20 protein-coding genes are annotated in these 20,696 nt (G+C 59.3%); 7 read left to right on the forward strand and 13 right to left on the reverse strand.

From position 1 onward, the window contains the following. Positions 1–107: 107 nt before the first annotated feature. Positions 108–2,387, reverse strand: a complete 2,280-nt coding sequence (gene ptsP, locus AC3I0A_RS25785; RefSeq protein WP_489375332.1) for a phosphoenolpyruvate--protein phosphotransferase — start codon at positions 2,385–2,387, stop codon at positions 108–110. Positions 2,388–2,409: 22 nt separating this feature from the next. Beyond that, a complete protein-coding gene (locus tag AC3I0A_RS25790; protein WP_150806187.1) occupies positions 2,410–2,889 on the reverse strand; it encodes an RNA pyrophosphohydrolase in 480 nt (159 codons plus the stop codon). 143 nt (positions 2,890–3,032) lie between these two features. On the opposite strand from AC3I0A_RS25790, the gene AC3I0A_RS25795 reads away from it, so the two are divergent. Further along, a complete protein-coding gene (locus AC3I0A_RS25795) occupies positions 3,033–3,689 on the forward strand; it encodes a histidinol-phosphatase (protein ID WP_489375333.1) in 657 nt (218 codons plus the stop codon). 122 nt (positions 3,690–3,811) lie between these two features. Here the strand turns inward: AC3I0A_RS25795 and AC3I0A_RS25800 are convergent, their stop codons facing one another. After that, positions 3,812–4,240: a DUF2269 domain-containing protein gene (locus AC3I0A_RS25800; protein ID WP_489375334.1), complete on the reverse strand. Its 429-nt coding sequence runs from the start codon at positions 4,238–4,240 to the stop codon at positions 3,812–3,814. Positions 4,241–4,279: 39 nt separating this feature from the next. After that, positions 4,280–5,794, reverse strand: a complete 1,515-nt coding sequence (gene ilvA / locus AC3I0A_RS25805; RefSeq protein ID WP_489375335.1) for a threonine ammonia-lyase, biosynthetic — start codon at positions 5,792–5,794, stop codon at positions 4,280–4,282. 147 nt (positions 5,795–5,941) lie between these two features. Between ilvA and rpiA the strand changes: the two genes are divergently transcribed. Then, positions 5,942–6,616 carry a ribose-5-phosphate isomerase RpiA gene (rpiA, locus tag AC3I0A_RS25810; RefSeq protein WP_489375336.1) on the forward strand — a complete coding sequence of 225 codons (675 nt, stop codon included), beginning with the start codon at positions 5,942–5,944 and terminating at the stop codon, positions 6,614–6,616. Positions 6,617–6,762: 146 nt separating this feature from the next. Here the strand turns inward: rpiA and AC3I0A_RS25815 are convergent, their stop codons facing one another. The 4 genes from AC3I0A_RS25815 to AC3I0A_RS25830 all read right to left on the reverse strand — a co-directional run bounded on the left by AC3I0A_RS25815 (position 6,763) and on the right by AC3I0A_RS25830 (position 11,075). Continuing rightward, positions 6,763–7,677 (reverse strand): SdiA-regulated domain-containing protein, encoded by a 915-nt coding sequence (locus AC3I0A_RS25815; RefSeq protein WP_489375337.1) that lies wholly within the window; start codon positions 7,675–7,677, stop codon positions 6,763–6,765. A gap of 120 nt (positions 7,678–7,797) precedes the next feature. After that, positions 7,798–8,724, reverse strand: coding sequence for an SdiA-regulated domain-containing protein (locus AC3I0A_RS25820; RefSeq protein ID WP_489375338.1), 927 nt, complete (start codon positions 8,722–8,724; stop codon positions 7,798–7,800). A 256-nt stretch (positions 8,725–8,980) separates the two neighbouring features. Continuing rightward, the gene (locus tag AC3I0A_RS25825; RefSeq protein WP_489375339.1) at positions 8,981–9,646 is read right to left on the reverse strand and encodes a fumarylacetoacetate hydrolase family protein; all 666 of its coding nucleotides are present in this window, start codon (positions 9,644–9,646) and stop codon (positions 8,981–8,983) included. A 34-nt stretch (positions 9,647–9,680) separates the two neighbouring features. Next, a complete protein-coding gene (locus tag AC3I0A_RS25830; protein ID WP_489375340.1) occupies positions 9,681–11,075 on the reverse strand; it encodes an FAD-binding oxidoreductase in 1,395 nt (464 codons plus the stop codon). Between the two features lie 205 nt (positions 11,076–11,280). Here AC3I0A_RS25830 and serA point away from each other — a divergent pair, with 205 nt between their 5' ends. Further along, entirely contained in the window at positions 11,281–12,510 is a 1,230-nt protein-coding gene (gene serA, locus AC3I0A_RS25835) for a phosphoglycerate dehydrogenase (protein ID WP_489375341.1), read from the forward strand. A 62-nt stretch (positions 12,511–12,572) separates the two neighbouring features. Here the strand turns inward: serA and AC3I0A_RS25840 are convergent, their stop codons facing one another. Further along, a complete protein-coding gene (locus AC3I0A_RS25840) occupies positions 12,573–13,013 on the reverse strand; it encodes a DUF4399 domain-containing protein (protein ID WP_489375342.1) in 441 nt (146 codons plus the stop codon). 134 nt (positions 13,014–13,147) lie between these two features. Here AC3I0A_RS25840 and AC3I0A_RS25845 point away from each other — a divergent pair, with 134 nt between their 5' ends. Further along, positions 13,148–13,921 (forward strand): transporter substrate-binding domain-containing protein, encoded by a 774-nt coding sequence (locus AC3I0A_RS25845; RefSeq protein WP_489375343.1) that lies wholly within the window; start codon positions 13,148–13,150, stop codon positions 13,919–13,921. 181 nt (positions 13,922–14,102) lie between these two features. Here the strand turns inward: AC3I0A_RS25845 and AC3I0A_RS25850 are convergent, their stop codons facing one another. Further along, the gene (locus tag AC3I0A_RS25850; RefSeq protein WP_489378602.1) at positions 14,103–14,735 is read right to left on the reverse strand and encodes a 2OG-Fe(II) oxygenase; all 633 of its coding nucleotides are present in this window, start codon (positions 14,733–14,735) and stop codon (positions 14,103–14,105) included. Positions 14,736–14,843: 108 nt separating this feature from the next. Between AC3I0A_RS25850 and AC3I0A_RS25855 the strand changes: the two genes are divergently transcribed. Further along, positions 14,844–15,596, forward strand: coding sequence for a DUF2059 domain-containing protein (locus tag AC3I0A_RS25855; RefSeq protein WP_489375344.1), 753 nt, complete (start codon positions 14,844–14,846; stop codon positions 15,594–15,596). 50 nt (positions 15,597–15,646) lie between these two features. Here AC3I0A_RS25855 and bipL read toward each other — a convergent pair whose 3' ends face one another. Then, positions 15,647–16,585: a phospholipase BipL gene (bipL, locus tag AC3I0A_RS25860; RefSeq protein WP_489375345.1), complete on the reverse strand. Its 939-nt coding sequence runs from the start codon at positions 16,583–16,585 to the stop codon at positions 15,647–15,649. Positions 16,586–16,686: 101 nt separating this feature from the next. Between bipL and AC3I0A_RS25865 the strand changes: the two genes are divergently transcribed. Both AC3I0A_RS25865 and AC3I0A_RS25870 read left to right on the forward strand, forming a co-directional pair. Continuing rightward, a complete protein-coding gene (locus tag AC3I0A_RS25865) occupies positions 16,687–17,280 on the forward strand; it encodes a DUF6436 domain-containing protein (RefSeq protein ID WP_489375346.1) in 594 nt (197 codons plus the stop codon). Positions 17,281–17,380: 100 nt separating this feature from the next. After that, entirely contained in the window at positions 17,381–19,777 is a 2,397-nt protein-coding gene (locus AC3I0A_RS25870) for a penicillin acylase family protein (RefSeq protein WP_489375347.1), read from the forward strand. A 32-nt stretch (positions 19,778–19,809) separates the two neighbouring features. Here the strand turns inward: AC3I0A_RS25870 and AC3I0A_RS25875 are convergent, their stop codons facing one another. Together AC3I0A_RS25875 and bamE are read right to left on the reverse strand one after the other, a co-directional pair. Continuing rightward, entirely contained in the window at positions 19,810–20,379 is a 570-nt protein-coding gene (locus AC3I0A_RS25875; protein WP_489375348.1) for a lipocalin family protein, read from the reverse strand. A 36-nt stretch (positions 20,380–20,415) separates the two neighbouring features. Further along, on the reverse strand, positions 20,416–20,670 hold the full coding sequence (bamE, locus tag AC3I0A_RS25880) for an outer membrane protein assembly factor BamE domain-containing protein (protein ID WP_419113747.1): 255 nt from the start codon (positions 20,668–20,670) through the stop codon (positions 20,416–20,418). Positions 20,671–20,696: the final 26 nt, after the last annotated feature.

The following is a 20,696-nucleotide window of genomic DNA, read 5'->3' on the forward strand; positions in this document are numbered from 1 at the left end:
GTCTGACGTCTTCGCGGGCAAGCCCGCTCCCACAGGTTCTGAGTATTACTTGTGGGAGCGGGCTTGCCCGCGAAGGCCTCGATGCAGTTTAACTGGATGCCAGCGAATTAAATCGGCTTCATCGACGCCGGGCTGATCATCCGCGACAACCCGAGATTCTTCAGCGCCAGTTGCAGCGAGCTGTGGATAACTTGCGGGTTGTCGATAGTCATCAGCTCGGCCAACAATTCCTTGGCCCTGCTCAGGTTGATCTGGCGCAGCATCCACTTCACTTTCGGCAGGTTGGTGGCGTTCATCGACAGACTGTCGAAACCCATCGCCATCAGCAATACCGCCGCTGCCGGATCACCGGCCATCTCGCCGCAGATACTCACTGGCTTGCCTTCGGCATGGGCGTCACGCACCACGTTCTGCAAGGCTTGCAGCACCGCTGGGTGCAGGTAGTCGTAGAGATCGGCGACCCGTGGGTTGTTGCGGTCCACGGCCAGCAGGTATTGGGTCAGGTCGTTGGAGCCGACCGAGAGGAAGTCAACCTGCCGCGCCAGTTCCTTGGTCTGATACACCGCAGCGGGAATTTCTATCATCACGCCAACCGGCGGCATCGGCACGTCGGTGCCTTCGTCGCGCACTTCGCCCCAGGCGCGGTGGATCAGGTGCAGCGCCTCTTCCAGCTCATGGATACCGGAGATCATCGGCAGCAGAATGCGCAGGTTGTTCAGACCCTCGCTGGCCTTGAGCATGGCGCGGGTCTGGACCAGGAAGATTTCCGGGTGGTCGAGGGTGACGCGAATCCCGCGCCAGCCGAGGAACGGGTTGTCTTCCTTGATCGGGAAATACGACAGCGACTTATCGCCGCCGATGTCCAGGCTGCGCATGGTCACCGGTTGCGGATGGAAGGCGGCGAGTTGCTCGCGATAAATCGCCAGCTGCTCCTTTTCGCTCGGGAAGCGCTGATTGATCATGAACGGCACTTCGGTGCGGTACAGCCCCACACCCTCGGCGCCGCGCTTCTGCGCCCGCGCCACGTCCGCCAGCAGGCCGGTGTTGACCCACAACGGCATGCGGTGGCCATCGAGGGTCACGCACGGCAAGTCACGCAGTGCATCCAGCCCCAGGGCCAGTTGCCGCTCTTCTTCGACAATCTCGGCGAATTGCTTGCGCAGCACCTCACTCGGGTTGGTGTAAACCTCGCCGTGGTAGCCGTCGACGATCATCTGAATGCCGTCGACCTTGGAATATGGCAGGTCAACCAGACCCATCACCGTCGGAATACCCATGGCCCGGGCCAGGATTGCCACGTGGGAGTTGCCCGAGCCCAGGACCGACACCAGACCCACCAGCTTGCCTTCCGGCACCTCGCCGAGCATCGCCGGCGTCAGTTCTTCGCTGATCAGAATGGAGTTGTCGGGGTAGACCAGCGTCTGCTGACGCTCCTCTTGCAGATAAGCCAGGAGGCGGCGACCGAGGTCTTTGACGTCCGATGCCCGCTCGCGCAGGTAGGCGTCGTCCATCAATTCGAAACGGTTGACGTGATCGGTGACCACCTGACGCAAGGCGCCCTGGGCCCACTGACCGGTCTTGATCACGGTAGTCACTTCACTGCCCAGCGAAGCGTCGTCGAGCATCATCAGGTAGACGTCGAACAGCGCACGTTCTTCTGGACGCAGCTGAGTGGCCAGCTTGGCAGACAGCGTACGCATGTCGGCGCGCACACCTTCAATCGCGGTCTTGAACAGCCCCAGCTCGGCCTCGATATCGGTGATGGTTTTGTCCGGCACCACGTCCAGATCCGCCGGCGGCAGCATGACCACCGCAGTACCGACCGCCGCACCGGGCGAACCGGGTACGCCGACGAACTTTGCTTCCTGAATACCTTTGCCTTGACGACCCAGACCGCGGATCGAGCCAGTGGCTTCAGCGTGAGCGATAACCCCGGCGAGCTGAGCGCTCATGGTCACCAGGAAAGCTTCTTCGCCTTCATCGAACTGGCGACGTTCTTTTTGCTGAATGACCAGCACGCCGACAACGCGACGGTGGTGAATGATCGGTGCGCCAAGGAATGAGGCGAAGCGCTCCTCACCGGTTTCGGCGAAGTAACGATAACGCGGGTGATCAGCGGCGTTCTCGAGGTTCAGGGGTTCTTCACGCGTGCCGACCAGGCCAACCAGACCTTCATTGGGCGCCATGCTGACCTTGCCGATCGAGCGCTTGTTCAAGCCCTCGGTGGCCATCAGCACGAAGCGGTTGGTCTCAGGGTCCAGCAGATAGACCGAGCAGACTTGGCTGCCCATGGCTTCCTTGACGCGCAACACAATAATCCCCAACGCCGCCTTGAGATCCTTGGCGGAGTTAACTTCCTGGACGATCTTGCGCAGCGTATTGAGCATGGCTCGGGGTCGAACTCCGTCGTCAGTCGCGCGCTAAAAGGCGCGGGGCAAGCTCTTTGAGAGCGCGTCGATACACCTCGCGCTTGAATGTCACCACCTGGCCCAACGGATACCAATAACTGACCCAGCGCCAGCCATCGAACTCCGGTTTACCGGTCAAATCCATCCGCACCCGCTGCTCGTTGGAGACCAGGCGCAGGAGAAACCATTTCTGTTTCTGGCCGATGCACAGCGGTTGGCTGTGCGTCCTCACCAGACGTTGCGGCAAACGATAGCGCAACCAGCCCCGGGTACAGGCGAGAATTTGCACATCTTCGCGTTCCAGACCCACTTCTTCGTTCAACTCGCGGTACAAGGCGTCTTCCGGCGTCTCCTGAGGGTTGATACCACCCTGCGGAAACTGCCAGGCATCTTGATTGATACGGCGAGCCCATAGCACCTGGCCGGCATCATTCGTCAGAATGATCCCGACATTGGGGCGAAAACCATCGGGGTCGATCACGGCAGCAACCTCGCAAACGCATGTCGCCGCATTGTTCCACAAAGGTTGTGAAAGCAGCAACGAGCCGGCCTACCTTATGTGCACTCTTGTGAAAAGTCCGTATTCTGGAGGCCTTTTTACAGACTTTTCAGCGAGTAACTGCAATGCGCCTGGCTTTATTCGACTTGGACAACACGCTTTTGGGTGGTGACAGTGACCACGCCTGGGGCGATTACCTGTGTGAAAGAGGCTTCCTCGACGCCGTCACCTACAAAGCACGCAACGATGAGTTCTACCAGGACTACCTGGCCGGCAAGCTGGATAACGCCGCGTACCTGAACTTCTGCCTGGAAGTCCTCGGCCGCACCGAGATGGCCGTGCTGGATGAGTGGCATAGCGACTACATGCGCGATTGCATAGAACCGATAGTACTGCCCAAGGGCATTGAATTACTGGCCAGACACAGGGCCGCCGGTGACAAGCTGGTGATCATCACCGCCACCAACCGTTTCGTCACCGGGCCGATTGCCGCACGCCTGGGCGTCGAAACCCTGATCGCCACCGAATGCGAGATGGTCGACGGTCGCTATAGCGGGCGCAGCACTGACATCCCGTGTTTTCGCGAGGGCAAGGTGACGCGAATGAACCGTTGGCTGGAAGAAACCGGGCTTAGCCTGGAAGACAGCTATTTTTACAGCGACTCGATGAATGATTTGTCGTTGCTGGAGCTGGTGACCCATCCGGTGGCGGTGGATCCGGACCCGAATTTGCGGGCCGAGGCTGAAAAACGGGGTTGGCCGGTGATCACGCTGCGCGGCTGAAACCGCTTTCGCGAGCAAGCTCGCTCCCACACTCGATCTCGGTCGTACACAAAATCCGTTTTCGCTGAAAATCTAATGTGGGAGCGAGCTTGCTCGCGATGAAGGCAACGCGGTCCCAAGCCTTAAACCGGCTTGGCGCCCATTAACCCTGCAATGGCGATAAAACATACAAAGCTGAACAACGCCAATGCCAGGGTGAGCTTCCCATTGCTACCCGCCGGCGCCTTGCGCAGGCGATTGAGCCGCACCAGCAGCCAGAACCAGCTCAGCACGCCCAAGGTGTAGATCACGCTGGAGGCCAGAACCCAGGTCTGCCCCAATGGCCAGCCCACCAGATGCGCCAGCCACCAGCCGCTGAACGGCATGCTGAGCAGGCAGACCCCCATCACCAGCCAAACAAACAGCCACGGCCGCTGCAAGGTCCGGGCGTGAATCGTCGCGTCGCCATTACGGCGAGCGCGCCAGACCCAGATCGCCAGCCCCAGTGCACTGCCCAGGAACAGCACTGTCGCCATGACATGGACTATTTTCAGGGTGGTAAGCGTTTCCATGTATTCGATTCCTTAGGCCATGCCCACCAGCGTAGTCGCTCAACCGAGGAACAGCTGATACGCCGGATTGTTGCTTTCATCCCAGTACGGGTAGCCGATTTCCGCCAATGCCGCGGGCACCAGATGGCGCTCTTCGGCAGGCACTTGCAGGCCCGCGACCACTCGGCCGTCCGCGGCGCCATGGTTACGGTAATGGAACATCGAAATATTCCAGCGTCCGCCCAGTTTGTTGAGGAAGTTGAACAGCGCGCCCGGACGCTCCGGGAACTCGAAGCGCAGCACTATCTCATCGCTGACCCGCGCCGCATGACCACCGACCATATGCCGGATGTGCAACTTGGCCAACTCGTTGTCGGTCAGGTCGATCACCGGAAAACCCTGCTCGGTGAGGCTACCGATCAACGCCCTGCGCGGATCGTTTTCCGGGTGCGTCTGCACGCCGACGAAAATGTGCGCTTCGCTGCCGGTGTTGTAGCGATAGTTGAATTCGGTGATCTGACGTTTGCCGATGGCTTCGCAGAACGCCTTGAAGCTGCCAGGCTTTTCCGGAATGGTCACGGCGATGATGGCTTCGCGGCCTTCACCCAACTCGGCGCGCTCGGCAACATGGCGCAAGCGGTCGAAGTTGACGTTGGCGCCGGAGTCGATCGCCACCAGGGTCTGGCCGGTGACGCCGCGCGACTCGACATACTTCTTGATCCCGGCCACGCCCAACGCGCCGGCAGGCTCAGTGATCGAGCGGGTATCGTCGTAGATATCCTTGATTGCCGCGCAGATCTCGTCGGTGCTGACGGTGATCACTTCATCGACGTAGTCTTTGCAGATATCGAAGGTGTGCTGGCCGATCTGCGCCACCGCCACGCCATCGGCGAAGAGGCCGACGGTCGGCAACACCACGCGCTCGCCGGCCGCCATGGCCGCTTGCAGGCAATTTGAATCATCTGGTTCGACGCCGATGATTTTGATTTCCGGTCGCAGGTATTTCACATACGCCGCGATCCCGGCGATCAGGCCACCGCCGCCCACCGGGACGAATATGGCGTCCAGGCGCCCCGGATGCTGGCGCAAAATCTCCATCGCCACGGTGCCCTGCCCGGCAATGGTGTGCGGATCATCGTAAGGGTGGATGTAGACGTAGCCTTTTTCGTCGACCAGTTTCAGCGAGTAAGCCAATGCTTCCGGGAAGCTATCGCCGTGCAGCACTACTTTGCCGCCACGGGAACGCACGCCTTCGACCTTGATCTCCGGGGTGGTCTTGGGCATCACAATGATCGCCTTGACCCCCAGCACTTTGGCCGCAAGCGCCAGACCCTGGGCGTGGTTGCCGGCCGATGCGGTGACCACACCGCGGGCACGCTCTTCATCGGTCAACTGGGTGAGTTTGTTGTAAGCGCCGCGAATCTTGAACGAGAACACGGGCTGCAAGTCTTCACGCTTGAGCCAGATCTCATTGCCCAGCCGCTCGGAGAGCTGGCGGGCAGTCTGCAATGGGGTTTCCACGGCAACGTCATAAACGCGCGAGGTGAGGATCTTCTTGACGTACTGTTCGAGCATCGGAAAGCATCACTGAGCGGGTTGGGCAGGGCCAAGGAGTCTAACCCAGCGTTCGGCCGTGCGACCACACGAATCCAGAGGTTTTAACCGGGTATACGGCTATAATGCCGGCCTTTCGTTCCCCCTCTGCCCGCTTTCGGAGCCCGCATGACCCAGGATCAACTCAAACAGGCAGTGGCTCAGGCCGCCGTCGACTTCATCCTTCCGAAACTCGACGACAAGAGCGTCATCGGGGTCGGCACCGGCTCCACCGCCAACTGCTTCATCGACGCCCTGGCCTTGCACAAGGGCGCGTTCGACGGCGCGGTCGCCAGCTCCGAAGCCACCGCCGCACGCCTCAAGGGCCACGGCATTCCGGTGTATGAGCTCAATACCGTCAGCGACCTGGAGTTCTACGTCGATGGCGCCGATGAAAGCGACGAACACCTGAACCTGATCAAGGGCGGCGGCGCAGCCCTGACCCGCGAGAAGATCGTCGCGGCCGTGGCCAAGACCTTCATCTGCATCGCCGACGCCAGCAAACTGGTACCGGTGCTGGGTGCCTTCCCGCTGCCGGTCGAAGTGATTCCGATGGCCCGCAGCCACGTGGCCCGCGAGCTGGTGAAGCTGGGCGGCGACCCGGTTTACCGTGAAGGCGTGTTGACCGACAACGGCAACATCATCCTCGACGTGTTCAACATGCAGATCACCAATCCGGTTGAACTGGAGTGCCAGATCAACGCCATCGTCGGCGTGGTCACCAATGGCTTGTTCGCGGCGCGTCCGGCCGACCTGCTGCTGCTGGGCACCAGCGAAGGCGTGAAAACCCTGCGCGCTCGATAAGCCAGACTGCCCCCACTCTTGTGGGCAGATGAAATAACTGTGGGAGCGGGCTTGCCCGCGAAAAGGCCATCAGCTTCAACATCACAGTTGACTGACACACCGCCTTCGCGGGCAAGCCCGCTCCCACAGGGGGTATGCGGTGTTGTTCAGGGCTGTGGCTTCTTGAAGACGTAAAACAGGTTGGGTTCGCTGACGAGGTAGAGGGTGCCGTCGTTGTCCATGGCGATCCCTTCCGCTTGCGGTACGGTCTCCTGCAGCCCCTGACGCCCCTTGCTCAGCGACATTGTGCTCAACGGTCGGCCGTCGACATCCAGCTCCAGAACCAGTCTCGACTCATCGGACAGCGCCAGCAAATGGCCGCTGCGCTCATCGTATTGCAGGCTGGACAGATCGCGGACAAACAAACCGGCATCGCGCCTGGGGTTGTTGACCACATGAACCGCGTAGGACTTCTCCGGGTTGTAATGCGGGAAACCCTGCACTTCATAGATCAGCATCGGGTCGCGTTCCTTGGCGACGAATAGCCGCTTACCCACCGAATCGTAAGCCAGACCTTCAAATCCCTTGTTACTGCTCATGTGCACGCCAAGGGTGATTTGCTCTGCGTCTGCCGCGTCGAGGAAAACCGTGTCGTCATCCAGGTGAACCTTGATCAGCCGTTGCTGACGCTCATCGGTAATCACATAAGTATTGGCGCTGATGAACTCCACAGCTTCCGGATCGCCAAAACCGATCAAATGCACACGACGAAGAATCCGTCCGTCGAGGGACAGTTCGATCAGTTCGGAGTTTTGATTGGTGACGGTGAACAGGCTGTTTCGGTCCGGATCGTAGGTCAGCGCCGAGACATCGTCATCCAGTCCCTCGATGACCTTGGCCTCAAGCGCCACCCGGTAATCTGCCAGGCCCATGGACCGAGCATCAACCGGCTGCCACCAGGTCTGCAGATTGAACCAGCCGCGTTCGAAAAATCGATAGTGCTGCCCGGCCAACCCCAGCAGCATCAGAACGACAAGACCGACAAACAGCAAAAAAGGCTTAGGGCGGGCAAGTCGGCGCATTCAGGCAAGCTCAAGAGCAAAACGGGCGGATGAAATACCACGATTTTATGAATTCAAACTTAATTGTGAATGCACGGAGGCTTAGCTCGGGACAACTCCTGCAACAAAGCCCAAACCATCCTACTTTTTATCGAATCGATAAAACAGGTTCGGTTCGCTAACCATATACAAAGTGCCCGCCTCGTCCATCGTCACGCCCTCGGCGCGGGGGATGGTGTCTTTCAGGCCATTGAAACCGCCAAGCAAGGTCATGAAGCTGACCTGTTCACCCTTTTCATCCAGCTCGAGCAACAAGTGAGAATCGGCGGACAGAACCAGGGCATGACCCGTGCGCGGGTCGATGGCCAGGGCCGAGAGATTGCGCATGTCCAACGCATTGCTCGGCAGTTTTTGCTTGTCGCCCTTGAGCGTCTGGCTGCCGTCGCTTTTCCAGGTAAACAACGCCGGCGGGCGCTCCTCACCCAGCAACAGCTGCTGGTTACGAGGGTCCCAGGTGATCCCCTCGAAGGCCTTGTTCTGGTCTTTTGATGGGCCGAGGTCGTATTTCGGGAAGTCGGCGATGTTCAATTCACGGGTTTCCGGTTCGACTTTGACGATCACCAGACTGTGCTGACGCTCATCGACGATGGCCATCGAGCCGTTTTCCATCATCGTCACGCCTTCCGGATTATTCCAGCCAATCAACGGCATTTTGCGCAGCACATCGCCTTGCAGGTTCAGCTCGACGAGAAACGGATTTTTGCCCATGACCGAAAACAGGGTTTTCGTCAGCGGGTTGTAGACAAGATCAGAGGCCTCATCCTTTTCCATGCCCGGCAACAGCTTGGCATCGATCACCGCGCGATAGTCCGGCAGCCAGACACTCTCTTTGCGTTCGGCCGGGGTTTTGAAACGCTCTTGCACCCAGAGCACACCCCGATCATCCCAATGCATCGCAAACGCGAGGCCATACACCATCGCCCCGACCAGCAAGAGCCAGTAATACCTGCGCAGGGCGAGGCGGGAGCGGCGACCCGTTTCAAGCGTAGGGACAGATTGCGTGGTCATTGAGGAAGCCTTTCAGAAAATCATGCTGTGGCCGAAGAATTATCCGGACGACATGTGAAAAAAAGGAAAAAAACAGGCAGGACCTGAAACAGGGCAAGACCTGTGGGAGCGGCGGTGCGGCGATCCGACTTGCCCGCGAAGGCAATGTTCGCCCCGGCACATGTATCGACTGAGATGACGCATTCGCGGGCAAGCCCGCTCCCACCCAAGCCCGCTCCCACAAGGCTTTTCATTCCCTTGCGAGAGCGGTTCAAGATCAGCGAACGCTGCAGTTGTAGCTGCTCACGCCCGGCAATTCCAGCACCAGCTCATCACCGACATTCAGCGGGCCGACGCCCACCGGGGTGCCGGTCAGGATCACGTCACCGGCCTGCAGCGAGAAACAGCCGGCCATGTACTGGATCATCGGCACGATCGGGTTGAGCATGTCGCGGCTGTTGCCATCCTGACGGACTTCGCCATTGATGGTCAGGCGGATGCCGATGTTGGTCAGATCGTCAAAGCTGCTGCTGACCACAAACGGAGCCAGAACGGCTGCACCGTCGAACGACTTGGCGATTTCCCATGGCAGGCCTTTGGCTTTCAGCTCCGCCTGTTTGTCGCGCAAGGTCAGGTCCAGTGCCGGAGCAAAACCGGAAATCGCGTCGAGCACTTCTTCGCGGCTCGGCCTGGTCGACAGCGGCTTGCCGATCAACACGGCAATTTCAGCCTCGTAGTGCACAGAGCCACGCTCGGTCGGAATCGTGAAACTGTCTTCAAGCGCAACGACACAGCTGCCCGGCTTGATGAACAGCAACGGCTCGGTGGGCACCGGGTTGTCCAGTTCCTTGGCGTGTTCGGCGTAGTTACGACCAATACATACCACTTTCCCCAGCGGGAAGTGGATACGGGTACCGTCGACATACTGGTGCTGATAGCTCATTAGCGACTCCTGCTTCGTTAATTCATCAGGTGTTTCAAACCGCGAAGATCTTGCCCGGGTTCATGATCCCGTTCGGGTCGAACACCGCTTTGACGGCTTTCATGTATTCGATCTCGACTGGCGAACGGCTGTAGGTCAGGTAATCGCGCTTGGTCATGCCCACACCATGTTCGGCGGAAATCGAGCCGTTGTACTTCTCAACGGTTTCGAACACCCACTTGTTGACGGTCGCGCACTTGGCGAAGAACTCGTCCTTGCTCAGATTTTCCGGCTTGAGGATGTTCAAGTGCAGATTGCCGTCGCCAATGTGGCCGAACCAGACAATTTCGAAGTCCGGGTAGTGTTCGCCGACGATAGCGTCAATTTCTTTCAGGAAGGCCGGGACTTTCGACACAGTGACCGAAATGTCGTTCTTGTACGGCGTCCAGTGGGAAATGGTTTCGGAAATGTATTCGCGCAGCTTCCAGAGGTTCTGCAGCTGCGACTCGCTCTGGCTCATCACGCCGTCGAGGACCCAGCCTTGTTCGACGCAGTGTTCGAAGGTTTCCAGGGCGTGGTTGGCCACATCGATAGTGGTCGCTTCGAACTCCAGCAGCGCGTAGAACGGGCAATCGGACTCGAACGGCGCAGGCACATCACCGCGAGCCAGGACTTTAGCCAATGCCTTGTCGGAGAAAAATTCGAAGGCAGTCAGATCCAGCTTGCTCTGGAACGCGTGCAACACCGGCATGATCGAGTCGAAATCGGCAGTGCCGAGGACCATCGCAGTAAGGTTTTTCGGTGCCCGATCCAGCCGCATGGTGGCTTCAACGACGAAACCCAGCGTACCTTCGGCGCCAATGAACAGCTGACGCAAGTCGTAGCCAGTGGCGTTCTTGATCAGGTCTTTGTTCAGTTCCAGCAGATCGCCCTTGCCGGTCACGACCTTCATGCCAGCGACCCAATTGCGGGTCATGCCGTAGCGAATCACCTTGATCCCGCCGGCATTGGTGCCGATATTGCCGCCAATCTGGCTGGAACCGGCCGAAGCGAAGTCCACCGGGTAATACAGGCCTTTTTCTTCGGCGACGTTCTGCAAGTGCTCGGTGACCACGCCCGGCTGACAAACCGCGGTGCGGTCAGTCAGGTTGACGTCGAGGATCTGGTTCATATAGTCGAACGACACCACGACTTCGCCATTGGCCGCCACCGCCGCCGCCGACAACCCGGTACGTCCGCCGGAGGGCACCAGCGCGATGTTGTGCTGATTGGCCCAGCGCACGATGGCCTGGACTTGCTCGGTGGTTTTCGGGAATACGATGGCGGTCGGGGCCGGCGCGAAATGCTTGGTCCAATCCTTGCCGTAAGCATTCAGGGAGTCGGCATCGGTCAGTACCTTGCCAGGCTCAACCAGGGTCTTCAGCTCATCAATCAGCGCAGGATTGGTCATCGACAGAACTCTCGAACAATTCATGGTCATCCTGAAGACGCTTCACGTCGCAGGAATGAGTGTTTAGCGGGGTGCATATGCTAGCATACCGCCCCCGCAGGATAGTGCCCAAAGGCGTTCTGCGGTGACGGCTGTCATGCCGTTCAGGTCAGCTCAGGCTGTCCACTTCCCCTGCCACTTTTCTCCGGGACACAGGTTTAAGCAGATGAGCAAGACTTCCCTCGACAAGAGCAAGATCAAGTTCCTTCTTCTCGAAGGCGTCCACCAATCCGCTGTCGACGTCCTCAAGGCCGCCGGGTACACCAGCATCGAGTACCTTACCGGTTCTCTGCCGGAAGCCCAGCTGAAGGAAAAGATCGCTGATGCTCACTTCATCGGCATTCGCTCCCGTACTCAACTGACCGAAGAGATCTTCGATCACGCGAAGAAACTGGTCGCTGTTGGCTGCTTCTGCATCGGCACCAACCAGGTCGACCTCAACGCTGCTCGCGAACGCGGCATCGCGGTCTTCAACGCGCCTTACTCCAACACCCGTTCGGTGGCCGAGTTGGTGCTGGCTGAAGCGATCCTGTTGCTGCGCGGCATTCCCGAGAAGAACGCTTCCTGCCACCGTGGCGGCTGGATCAAAAGCGCGGCCAACTCCTTCGAAATCCGCGGCAAAAAGCTCGGTATCGTTGGTTACGGCTCGATCGGGACGCAGTTGTCGGTCCTGGCTGAAGGCCTCGGCATGCAGGTGTACTTCTACGACACCATCACCAAGCTGCCATTGGGCAACGCGACTCAGGTCGCCAGCCTGACCGAGCTGCTGGGCATGTCCGACATCGTCACCCTGCACGTTCCGGAAACCGCTGCGACCCAGTGGATGATCGGCGAGAAAGAAATCCGCGCGATCAAAAAGGGCGGCATTCTGATCAACGCTGCTCGCGGCACTGTAGTTGAACTGCAAGCCCTGGCGGACGCGATCAAGGACAAGCACCTGATCGGCGCGGCCATCGACGTATTCCCGGTGGAGCCGCGCTCCAACGACGAAGAGTTCGAAAGCCCGCTGCGTGGCCTGGACAACGTGATCCTGACCCCGCACATCGGCGGTTCCACCGCTGAAGCCCAAGCCAACATCGGTCTGGAAGTGGCAGAGAAGCTGGTCAAGTACAGCGACAACGGTACGTCGGTGTCCTCGGTCAACTTCCCGGAAGTGGCCCTGCCGGCTCACCCTGGCAAGCACCGTTTGCTGCACATCCACCAGAACATCCCGGGTGTGATGAGCGAGATCAACAAGGTCTTCGCCGAAAACGGTATCAACATTTCCGGTCAGTTCCTGCAGACCAACGAGAAAGTCGGCTACGTCGTGATCGACGTCGACGCCGAGTACTCGGACCTGGCGCAAGAGAAGCTGCAACACGTCAACGGCACCATCCGTTGCCGCGTGTTGTTCTAAGCTTCAAGCGTCCAATAAAAAGGGAGACCCTTGGGGTCTCCCTTTTTCATGCCCGCGAATCGTTATTCCACGGTCACGGTAATTTTTTTCGAGACAATCGGCGGGTCGAACGGCACATGGTTTTTGTCACCCAGTTCCAGCTGCAAGGTATGCTTGCCTGGGGCCAGCTTGACCTCGGCTTCGGTCTGGGCCTTGCCGAAGTGCATGTGGTTGGCGTCCATCGGGATCGGTGCGGTCTCGGCCGGTAGCTTGTCGACGTCGATCAGCAGGTGATGGTGGCCGGTGTTTTTGGTCTCGTCGCCGGCGGGGGCCAGGGCGATATCCTTGACAGCGAACTTGACCTTGAAGGTTTGACCCACCTTGGCACCGTCTTCCGGAGAGACGATGAGCACCTCTGCGCCTTTGGGGGCCGGGGTGCGCGGGATGCCATCCGCAGCGCTTGCCAGCATCGAAGCACCCAGCAGCAGGCTGGTCAAAGCAGCACGAGACATAAAGGTGTTCATTCTGTTCTCCAGTTTTTTCGGAAAATCTGTACGGTTAAGACAACTTCGTGGCAATTCGTTGTCGAAGGCTCTCAACACCATAGCAAAGCGCACCAGAACCCGCGCACAGCACATTCGATTTCAAAGGAGTGACCATGCGGTTTTTGCCTGGCCTGTTACTTTTACTGCCCCTAGTGACCCCTTACGCTCAAGCCGAATTGATCGACGATGTCAATGACCGCGGCGAGCTGCGCATTGCCCTGGAAGCCAATACTCCACCGTTCAACTTCAAGGATGACGACAAACTCACTGGCTTCGAGGTCGAGTTGGGCCAAATGCTCGCCAGCGAGCTGGACGTGCGGACGGACTTTGTCGTCACGGACTCGACTGACTTGCTGCAAGGCGTCGAGAGCGGCAGGTACGATGTGGCCATCAACCACATAGCAATGACCCCGGAGCTCAAGGATCGTTTCGATTTCAGCGAACCTTACAGCTATTCCAATGCGCAGTTGATCGTGCGCCAGGAAGACCCGCGCCCGCTGGGCACGCTGCTGGCACTCAATGGTCAGGCGCTGGGCGTGGCGCAAAGCAGCCAGTTCGCCGAACAGACGCGCACGGTCGAAGGTGTCGATCTGCGCAGCTACCCCGACGCGCAACAACCACTCAGAGATGTGGCGGACAAGCAGATCGACGCGGCCGTCAGCGACCGCCTGCTGGTCCCTTACGCCATTCGTGACAGCCGCCTGCCCGTAAAAGAAGGCGCCAACGTCGGCCCGACATTGAGCCTGGCGATCCCCTTTCAGAAAGGTAACCCGGCATTTCAGGCAAGCATCGACAAGGCGCTGCAACGCATCAAGGCCGATGGTCGACTAATGGCACTTTCGGAAAAATGGTTCGGAATGGATGCGAGCAAGCCGCCGAAGCCTTGATAAGTTTGGCGGAGGGATTTGTCACACTGGAGATCAAATGTGGGAGCGAGCCTGCTCGCGATAGCGGTTTGTCAGTCAACATTAATGTTGAATGTGCCGGCCTCATCGCGAGCAATCGAGCGTCGACCGGCTGCTCCCACAGGGGTTCCGCGTAGCTTTGTAAATCCAGGCAAGTTGCATGTCAGAACGGCTCATTGCCGCGACGACGAAACCACCCCGTCAGCGACAGGCGATCTCGAGTGGCGGGCAGGACTTCGTGGGGCACTTCGCCGGAGAGGAACACCACCAGGCAACCGCCCGTGGGCACCACGTCATGTTCAACCCCTTGATCCAGATACATCCGCAACTGGCCGCCATGCTTAGGCAACCAGCCCTGATTGAGGTAAACCACAACAGACACCATGCGCCGGTCATCATCGCGAAAGCGGTCGACATGTTTAAGGTAAAACGCACCCGGCGGGTACAGCGCGAAATGACTTTCGAAATCCTCCAGGCCGAGAAACAACCCACGATTCATCGCGAGCCGCAGGCTGTCCATCAACCCCAGGTAGCTATCGCAAGACTCGACCTGGCCGGGCTCGATCCACTGAATATGGTCACCTCGAATACCCTCGCGAATCTCCTGGAAAGGTCCTCGGCCCACCGAAGCCGGCGCCAATTCCCCCTCGGAGGCACGTTTACGGCACTCAGCCGCCAGTTCCAGGGTCAGAGCCTCTGGCAGGAAAATATTCTGCTGCGACCAGCCGCGTGCAGCCAGGTCGTCGACGATGCGTAACAGCAGCGGGTGATCAGAGGGTATTTGCATACCGCGCATAGTATCCATACGCCTGTAAATCCGACAGAGCCGCAGAGCGGGCTGATACGAATTCTCGACAAGACGATACCTCACACGGAGAATAGTCGCCTGCTGACAGGAGTCCTTATGCGTCGCTTGCTTTTTTCACTGCTGATGTTCTGCATTTTGCCCGCTTGGGCAGACGGCCTCGACCAGTTGTACAAGGTCGCCGGTTGGCCAGAACAACGCGCGCATTTTAGTGATGCCCTGACCGCCGCCCAGCAACGCTACAAAAACAGCCTGCCGCCTGCAGTGTTCCAGGCGCTGGTGAACAACAGCAATCAACGCTTTGCGCCAAAGGCCATGGATCAGCGGGCCCTGGCACAGTTGCGGCAGAACCTCGCCGACCCGAAACCGGCACTGGCGTTTTTCCAGTCACCACTGGGGCGCAAGATCATCGCCGCTGAACTGCTGGCGACCCGCCGCGATCAGTTGGCAAAAAACGCTGAGGGCTTGCCGAAGATCGAAGCCAGTGACAACCGTCTGTTGATCATTGGCCATTTGGCTCAGGCACTGCCTGCTCGCGAGGCCGGTGCCGAAGTCAGCCTGGCGATCGCCGGGGTTGCCGCCGACAGCCTGAGCCAGATGATTCCCGGCCTGCTCGGCAACGGTCAGGCCCAAGGGATGTTGAGCGGCCAACGGCAGCGGCTGATGGATCAGATCGGCGCCGACCTGAACAACACCTTGCTCTACGTTTACCGCGACCTGTCTGATTCGGAACTGGAAGAGTTCGCCACCTTCGCTGAGTCAGACGAAGGCAAGGCTTACTATCAAGCCGCGCTGGCAGCGATCCGCGCCGGGTTGGCAGTGGGGCAAAGCACCTCGAGTTTGCAGCCCTAGTTCCGCGCCGATCAGAAAATCATTCGCGTCTTAGCAGTCACTAAAATCTTTCAGAAGTTCCTGGTCAAAAACCCGAAATACCCCTCGCGCAACGCCAGTGTTTCATTCGCTAAATGATGGCGAGCCTGCGGCAGCATCAGCACCTGCGGCTGATCGAACTTGCTGCGCAATACCTCCAGGTTATGCTCCCAGTCCACCGTCATATCCGCTTGCCCCTGAACGATCAGTGGCCGCCGCGTGCTGCGCGGTGCAGCTTCGATGCGTTTGATCCACCGCGCCAGCGCTCCGACCCAAGCGGTTGGCAGACATAACGGCTGCAACGGATCAGCCTGCAGGAACGGCAAGAAATCAGGGTCGTTGGAGTTCTCGCTGAAACGCCGCTCGATGCCTTTGACAAAAGGTTTGAGCAGGTAATAACTGAACTGCGACCACCCCCAGGCCCGCGGCCGCACCAGCGGCGAAAGCAGGATGGTCTGACCTTGCGCCGGGCTGTCGGTGCCGTGACTGAGCAGATGATCGATCACAATCGCCCCGCCGGTGCTTTGCCCGCACAGGTGCCACGGCTGTGGTAGATCGAGTGACTGCGCCTCGCTGAACAGCCCTTGCAGCACCGCCTGGTACTCGGCGAAGTCCTTGATGCTGGCGCGCTCGCCGCTGGACAAACCGTGCCCGGGGAGGTCGCAGGCAATCACCGCGAAATTTTGCTCCAGTGCCCACTCGATCACATGCCGGTACAACCCCATGTGATCGTAGAAGCCGTGAAACAAAAACATCGTGGCCACGGCTTGCTGCGGCCACCAGACCTGGCTGACCACCTCGTACCCACCGACCTCGAAGCGTCCCAGCGCACGCTTGACCGGCACGTCGCGCTGCAGGAAATCCAGGCCATAGAAACGCTGATAGGCCTGTGCCTCCACCGACAGCGGCTGCGCGGCGGCTAACGGCAGCAGGCTGGCACGCAGGTGATCAGGGTTGAAGGTGGCAGGCATGAGTATTTCCAGACAAAAACGGGAACAGACTTTATGGGTCTGCGATATTCATCTGTCGCGGCAAGCATGGCAAGCTACGCGACCTTCGAGGATTGATCCGTATGCGTCTGCCCTACCGCACGACACTGCTTGCCAGCCTGCTCGCCCTGGTGTGTGCCGGGGCGTTGTGGGCCGCTTACGACTGGTTTCAGGGCCGTTACCTGCGCGCCTTCAGCGAACACACGGCGGTGTTTTCCGGCGATCCTCTAAGTTTGCCACCTGAACTGGCCGGTCCCGGCCCGATTCGCCTGGTGCATTTCTGGGATCCTGCCTGCCCGTGCAACGTCGGCAATCAACAACACCTGGCTGAACTGATCGAGCATTACGTGCCGCAAGGTGTGGAGTTCTATTCGGTGCAAAAACCCGGTAGCCACGGCCAGTTGCCCGCCACCTTGAGCAGCCTGAAAACCCTGCCGGCCCTGCCCGGCTCCGATCAGATACCGGCGAGCCCGGCCGTGGCGATCTGGGACCGCAACGGCAAACTGGCGTATTTCGGACCCTACAGCGAAGGCCTGACCTGCAACTCCAGCAACAGCTTTATCGAACCGATCTTGCAGGCATTGAGCGAAGACCGCCCGGTCAACGCTACTCACACATTGGCTGTGGGCTGTTATTGCCCGTGGATCAATGACAGCGCAAAAGAAGTACACGAGTGACTCAAGCGAATCCCTCCTAGGTGCGATATGTCCGGTCGGTGAGCCGTGCTAAAAACCGGCGGCAGGAGTAGCCGTCTTCAAGAACGAACAAGGAGTCACCATGAAACGCAGCCTCACCGCACTCGCCCTGTTGATCGTCGCACTGGCCGTCGGTGGTGGCTGGTATGTGTACAGCAAGCAGCCTTTGCGCCAGGGCCTTGTTGAGCTCGATCACCTGGAAGACCCGGTGACGGTGCGTTATGACGAACGCGGCGTGCCGCATATCCGCGCCGCGAACGAAACCGACCTGTACCGCACCCTCGGATTCGTCCACGCTCAGGACCGGCTGTTCCAGATGGAAATGATGCGCCGGCTGGCCCGCGGCGAGCTGGCCGAAGTGCTCGGCGCCAAATTACTCGACACCGACAAACTGATGCGCAGCCTGCGTATTCGCGAGCGCGCAGAGACTTACCTGGCCGGTATGGATCGGCAATCACCGACCTGGATAGCCCTGGAAGCCTATCTGGACGGTATCAACCAGTATCAGGCGACTCACGCCCAACCCATGGAGTTCGACGTACTGGGCATCCACAAGCGCCCGTTCACGGCCCAGGACACCATCAGCATCGCCGGTTACATGGCCTACAGTTTTGCCGCGGCGTTTCGCACCGAACCCTTGCTGACCTATGTGCGCGATCAACTGGGTAATGACTACCTGAGTGTCTTTGACCTCGACTGGCAACCCAAGGGCGTACTGGCTTCGACCCCTGCCCTGGCCGCGGCCGACTGGAAAGACCTGAACGCCATCGCCCGCCTGAGCGAACAGGCACTGGCCGACAACGGCTTGCCGCAGTTCGAAGGCAGCAATGCCTGGGTGATTGCCGGCAACCGGACCAAAAGTGGCAAACCACTGCTGGCCGGCGATCCTCATGTACGGTTCTCCGCGCCTTCGGTGTGGTACGAAGCCCATCTGTCGGCGCCAGGATTCGAGCTGTACGGCTACTACCAGGCGCTGATGCCCTTCGCCTCCCTCGGTCACAACCTGGATTTCGGCTGGAGCGTGACCATGTTCCAGAATGACGATCTCGACCTGATCGCCGAGAAGGTCAACCCGGACAATCCCAATCAGGTCTGGTATCGCGACCAATGGGTCGACATGACCACCAGCGAACAGCAGATCACAGTAAAAGGCCAGGCTCCGGTCACGCTGGTCCTGCGCCAATCGCCCCACGGTCCTGTCGTCAATGACGTGCTTGGCGCCACTGCTGGCAAAACACCGATAGCCATGTGGTGGGGATTCCTCGAAACCCAAAACCCGATTCTCGAGGGCTTCTACCAGCTCAACCGCGCTAACACGCTGACCAAGGCCCGCAGCGCCGCGGCCAAGGTCCAGGCACCGGGATTGAATCTGGTGTGGGCCAACGCCAAGGGCGACATCGGTTGGTGGGCGGCGGCGCAACTGCCGAAACGCCCGGCCGGGGTAAATCCAGGCTTTATCCTCGACGGCAGCACCAGCCAGGCGGACAAGGATGGTTTCTATCCGTTCAGCGCCAACCCTCAGGAAGAGAACCCGGCGCGCGGTTACATTGTCTCGGCCAATTTCCAGCCACTCTCACCTACCGGAATGGAAATCCCCGGCTATTACAACCTGGCGGATCGCGGCCAGCAGTTGAACAAGCAGCTGAGCGACGCAGGCATCAAATGGGACCTGGATAACAGCCAGGCGCTGCAACTGGGCACCACTACCGCCTACGGTCCTCGTCTGCTGGCGCCGCTGTTGCCGGTGCTGCGGGAGGTGGTGAAAGACCCGGCGGAACTCAAACTGGTAGAGCAACTGACGCAGTGGAAAGGCGACTATCCGCTGGACTCCACCAGCGCCACGCTGTTCAACCAGTTTCTGTTCAACCTGACCGACGCCGCGTTTCACGACGAACTCGGCGACGGCTTCTTCGAGACCCTGCTCTCCACTCGAGTCATTGATGCAACATTGCCGCGTCTGGCTGCGTCCACCGATTCGCCGTGGTGGGATAACCGCGACACCCCTGGGAAGGAAAGTCGCGCCGACACCGTCAAGGCTGCATGGCAGGCCAGCATCGCCCACCTCAAGACCCTCCTCGGCGACGACTCGACTCAATGGCTGTGGGGCAAAGCGCATACCCTGACTCACGGCCATCCGCTGGGCCTGCAAAAGCCACTGGATCGAATTTTCAACGTCGGCCCGTTCGAGGCGCCCGGCACTCACGAAGTGCCGAACAACCTTTCGGCCAGGATCGGCCCCGCGCCGTGGCCGGTAACCTATGGTCCCTCGACCCGACGCATCATCGACTTCGCCGACCCCGCCCACAGCCTGACCATCAACCCGGTAGGACAAAGCGGCGTGCCGTTCGACAAGCACTTTGACGACCAGGCCGAGGCGTACATCGAAGGGATTTACCAGCAAGCGCACTTCAGCGACGAGGAAGTGGCGGCCAATACCCGCAGCACCTTGAAGCTGTTGCCGGCGAAGGTGGCTCAATAAGCAAACAGCACAAGATTGATCAAACCGCGTCGCTACTTCGAGGTCTTGGCCATCTTCGCATCCGATACTCGCCAGATCAGACGGTTAGTGTCATATCCCTGCTGACGCGCCCTGCTCAGCAGGTCCTCACGCTTCACCGCATTGACCTCAGGCGTACGAGACAATAGCCAGAGGTGACGTCGATTCGGGCTGCCGACGATGGCGGTCTTGTAGTCATCGCTGACGTACAGCACCCAATATTCGCCCTTGGAAATGCCCGGCAACAGCGTGGCAAACCAGTTATCGAATTTGACCCACAGCTTGTCGGTTCTGCCGGGAACCTGCGGCGTTGCCGTGCCTGTGGCCTCTTCCCATTGCCAATCCGGAGTCAGGCAACGGTTCAATACCGCCATATCGCCATCGTCCTCGAGGGTGTAATGGGCTTCGGATTGCGCGCAGTTGCGCTGGAAATGCATCGGCAGACGGGCCAACTCGTACCATGTCCCTTGGTAACGTTTGAGATTGACACTGTTGACGGTCTTGGGCGCCAACGGGTCATTGCCAGAGGTGGCGCAGCCGGCCAATATCAGGCTGGCCAAAAGAACTATTACGAACCGCATCATTATTCTTCTCCCGTGGGCGCGCGGCCCCGGTTTTTTTTACTTCAGGCCTTGCCCGGAAAACATCAGGACTTTGTCACCGGCGTACTGCACGCTGATAAAGCTGTTCTTGTTACCCCAGGTGCAGCTGGACATGCCCAGGGCACCGGAACAATCGGAAGGAGTACCCAAGAGTTTTTCAACTTCGGCCTTGGGCATGCCGGTCGAAATTTTCGAGTAGTTTTCCTGATTGACCTTGCTGCACGCAGCCAGCAGCACGCAGAACGACAACAAGGCAAGAGATCGCAGCGACATGGTGAAACTCCAGGGAAGAAGGGGGA

Source organism: Pseudomonas sp. KH_024_B2 (genome assembly GCF_057839965.1).

Bases quoted from the DNA above. Each gene is read 5' to 3' on its own strand.
- AC3I0A_RS25795 (WP_489375333.1), top strand. From the start codon at position 3,033: ATGCGCCTGGCTTTATTCGACTTGGACAACACGCTTTTGGGTGGTGAC.
- bipL (WP_489375345.1), bottom strand. From the start codon at position 16,585: ATGCCTGCCACCTTCAACCCTGATCACCTGCGTGCCAGCCTGCTGCCG.
- AC3I0A_RS25870 (WP_489375347.1), top strand. From the start codon at position 17,381: ATGAAACGCAGCCTCACCGCACTCGCCCTGTTGATCGTCGCACTGGCC.
- AC3I0A_RS25815 (WP_489375337.1), bottom strand. From the start codon at position 7,677: ATGCGCCGACTTGCCCGCCCTAAGCCTTTTTTGCTGTTTGTCGGTCTT.
- AC3I0A_RS25845 (WP_489375343.1), top strand. From the start codon at position 13,148: ATGCGGTTTTTGCCTGGCCTGTTACTTTTACTGCCCCTAGTGACCCCT.
- AC3I0A_RS25855 (WP_489375344.1), top strand. From the start codon at position 14,844: ATGCGTCGCTTGCTTTTTTCACTGCTGATGTTCTGCATTTTGCCCGCT.
- serA (WP_489375341.1), top strand. From the start codon at position 11,281: ATGAGCAAGACTTCCCTCGACAAGAGCAAGATCAAGTTCCTTCTTCTC.
- AC3I0A_RS25850 (WP_489378602.1), bottom strand. From the start codon at position 14,735: ATGCGCGGTATGCAAATACCCTCTGATCACCCGCTGCTGTTACGCATC.
- AC3I0A_RS25875 (WP_489375348.1), bottom strand. From the start codon at position 20,379: ATGATGCGGTTCGTAATAGTTCTTTTGGCCAGCCTGATATTGGCCGGC.
- AC3I0A_RS25800 (WP_489375334.1), bottom strand. From the start codon at position 4,240: ATGGAAACGCTTACCACCCTGAAAATAGTCCATGTCATGGCGACAGTG.
- AC3I0A_RS25820 (WP_489375338.1), bottom strand. From the start codon at position 8,724: ATGACCACGCAATCTGTCCCTACGCTTGAAACGGGTCGCCGCTCCCGC.
- ilvA (WP_489375335.1), bottom strand. From the start codon at position 5,794: ATGCTCGAACAGTACGTCAAGAAGATCCTCACCTCGCGCGTTTATGAC.
- AC3I0A_RS25840 (WP_489375342.1), bottom strand. From the start codon at position 13,013: ATGAACACCTTTATGTCTCGTGCTGCTTTGACCAGCCTGCTGCTGGGT.
- AC3I0A_RS25865 (WP_489375346.1), top strand. From the start codon at position 16,687: ATGCGTCTGCCCTACCGCACGACACTGCTTGCCAGCCTGCTCGCCCTG.
- AC3I0A_RS25830 (WP_489375340.1), bottom strand. From the start codon at position 11,075: ATGACCAATCCTGCGCTGATTGATGAGCTGAAGACCCTGGTTGAGCCT.
- rpiA (WP_489375336.1), top strand. From the start codon at position 5,942: ATGACCCAGGATCAACTCAAACAGGCAGTGGCTCAGGCCGCCGTCGAC.
- AC3I0A_RS25825 (WP_489375339.1), bottom strand. From the start codon at position 9,646: ATGAGCTATCAGCACCAGTATGTCGACGGTACCCGTATCCACTTCCCG.
- ptsP (WP_489375332.1), bottom strand. From the start codon at position 2,387: ATGCTCAATACGCTGCGCAAGATCGTCCAGGAAGTTAACTCCGCCAAG.
- bamE (WP_419113747.1), bottom strand. From the start codon at position 20,670: ATGTCGCTGCGATCTCTTGCCTTGTTGTCGTTCTGCGTGCTGCTGGCT.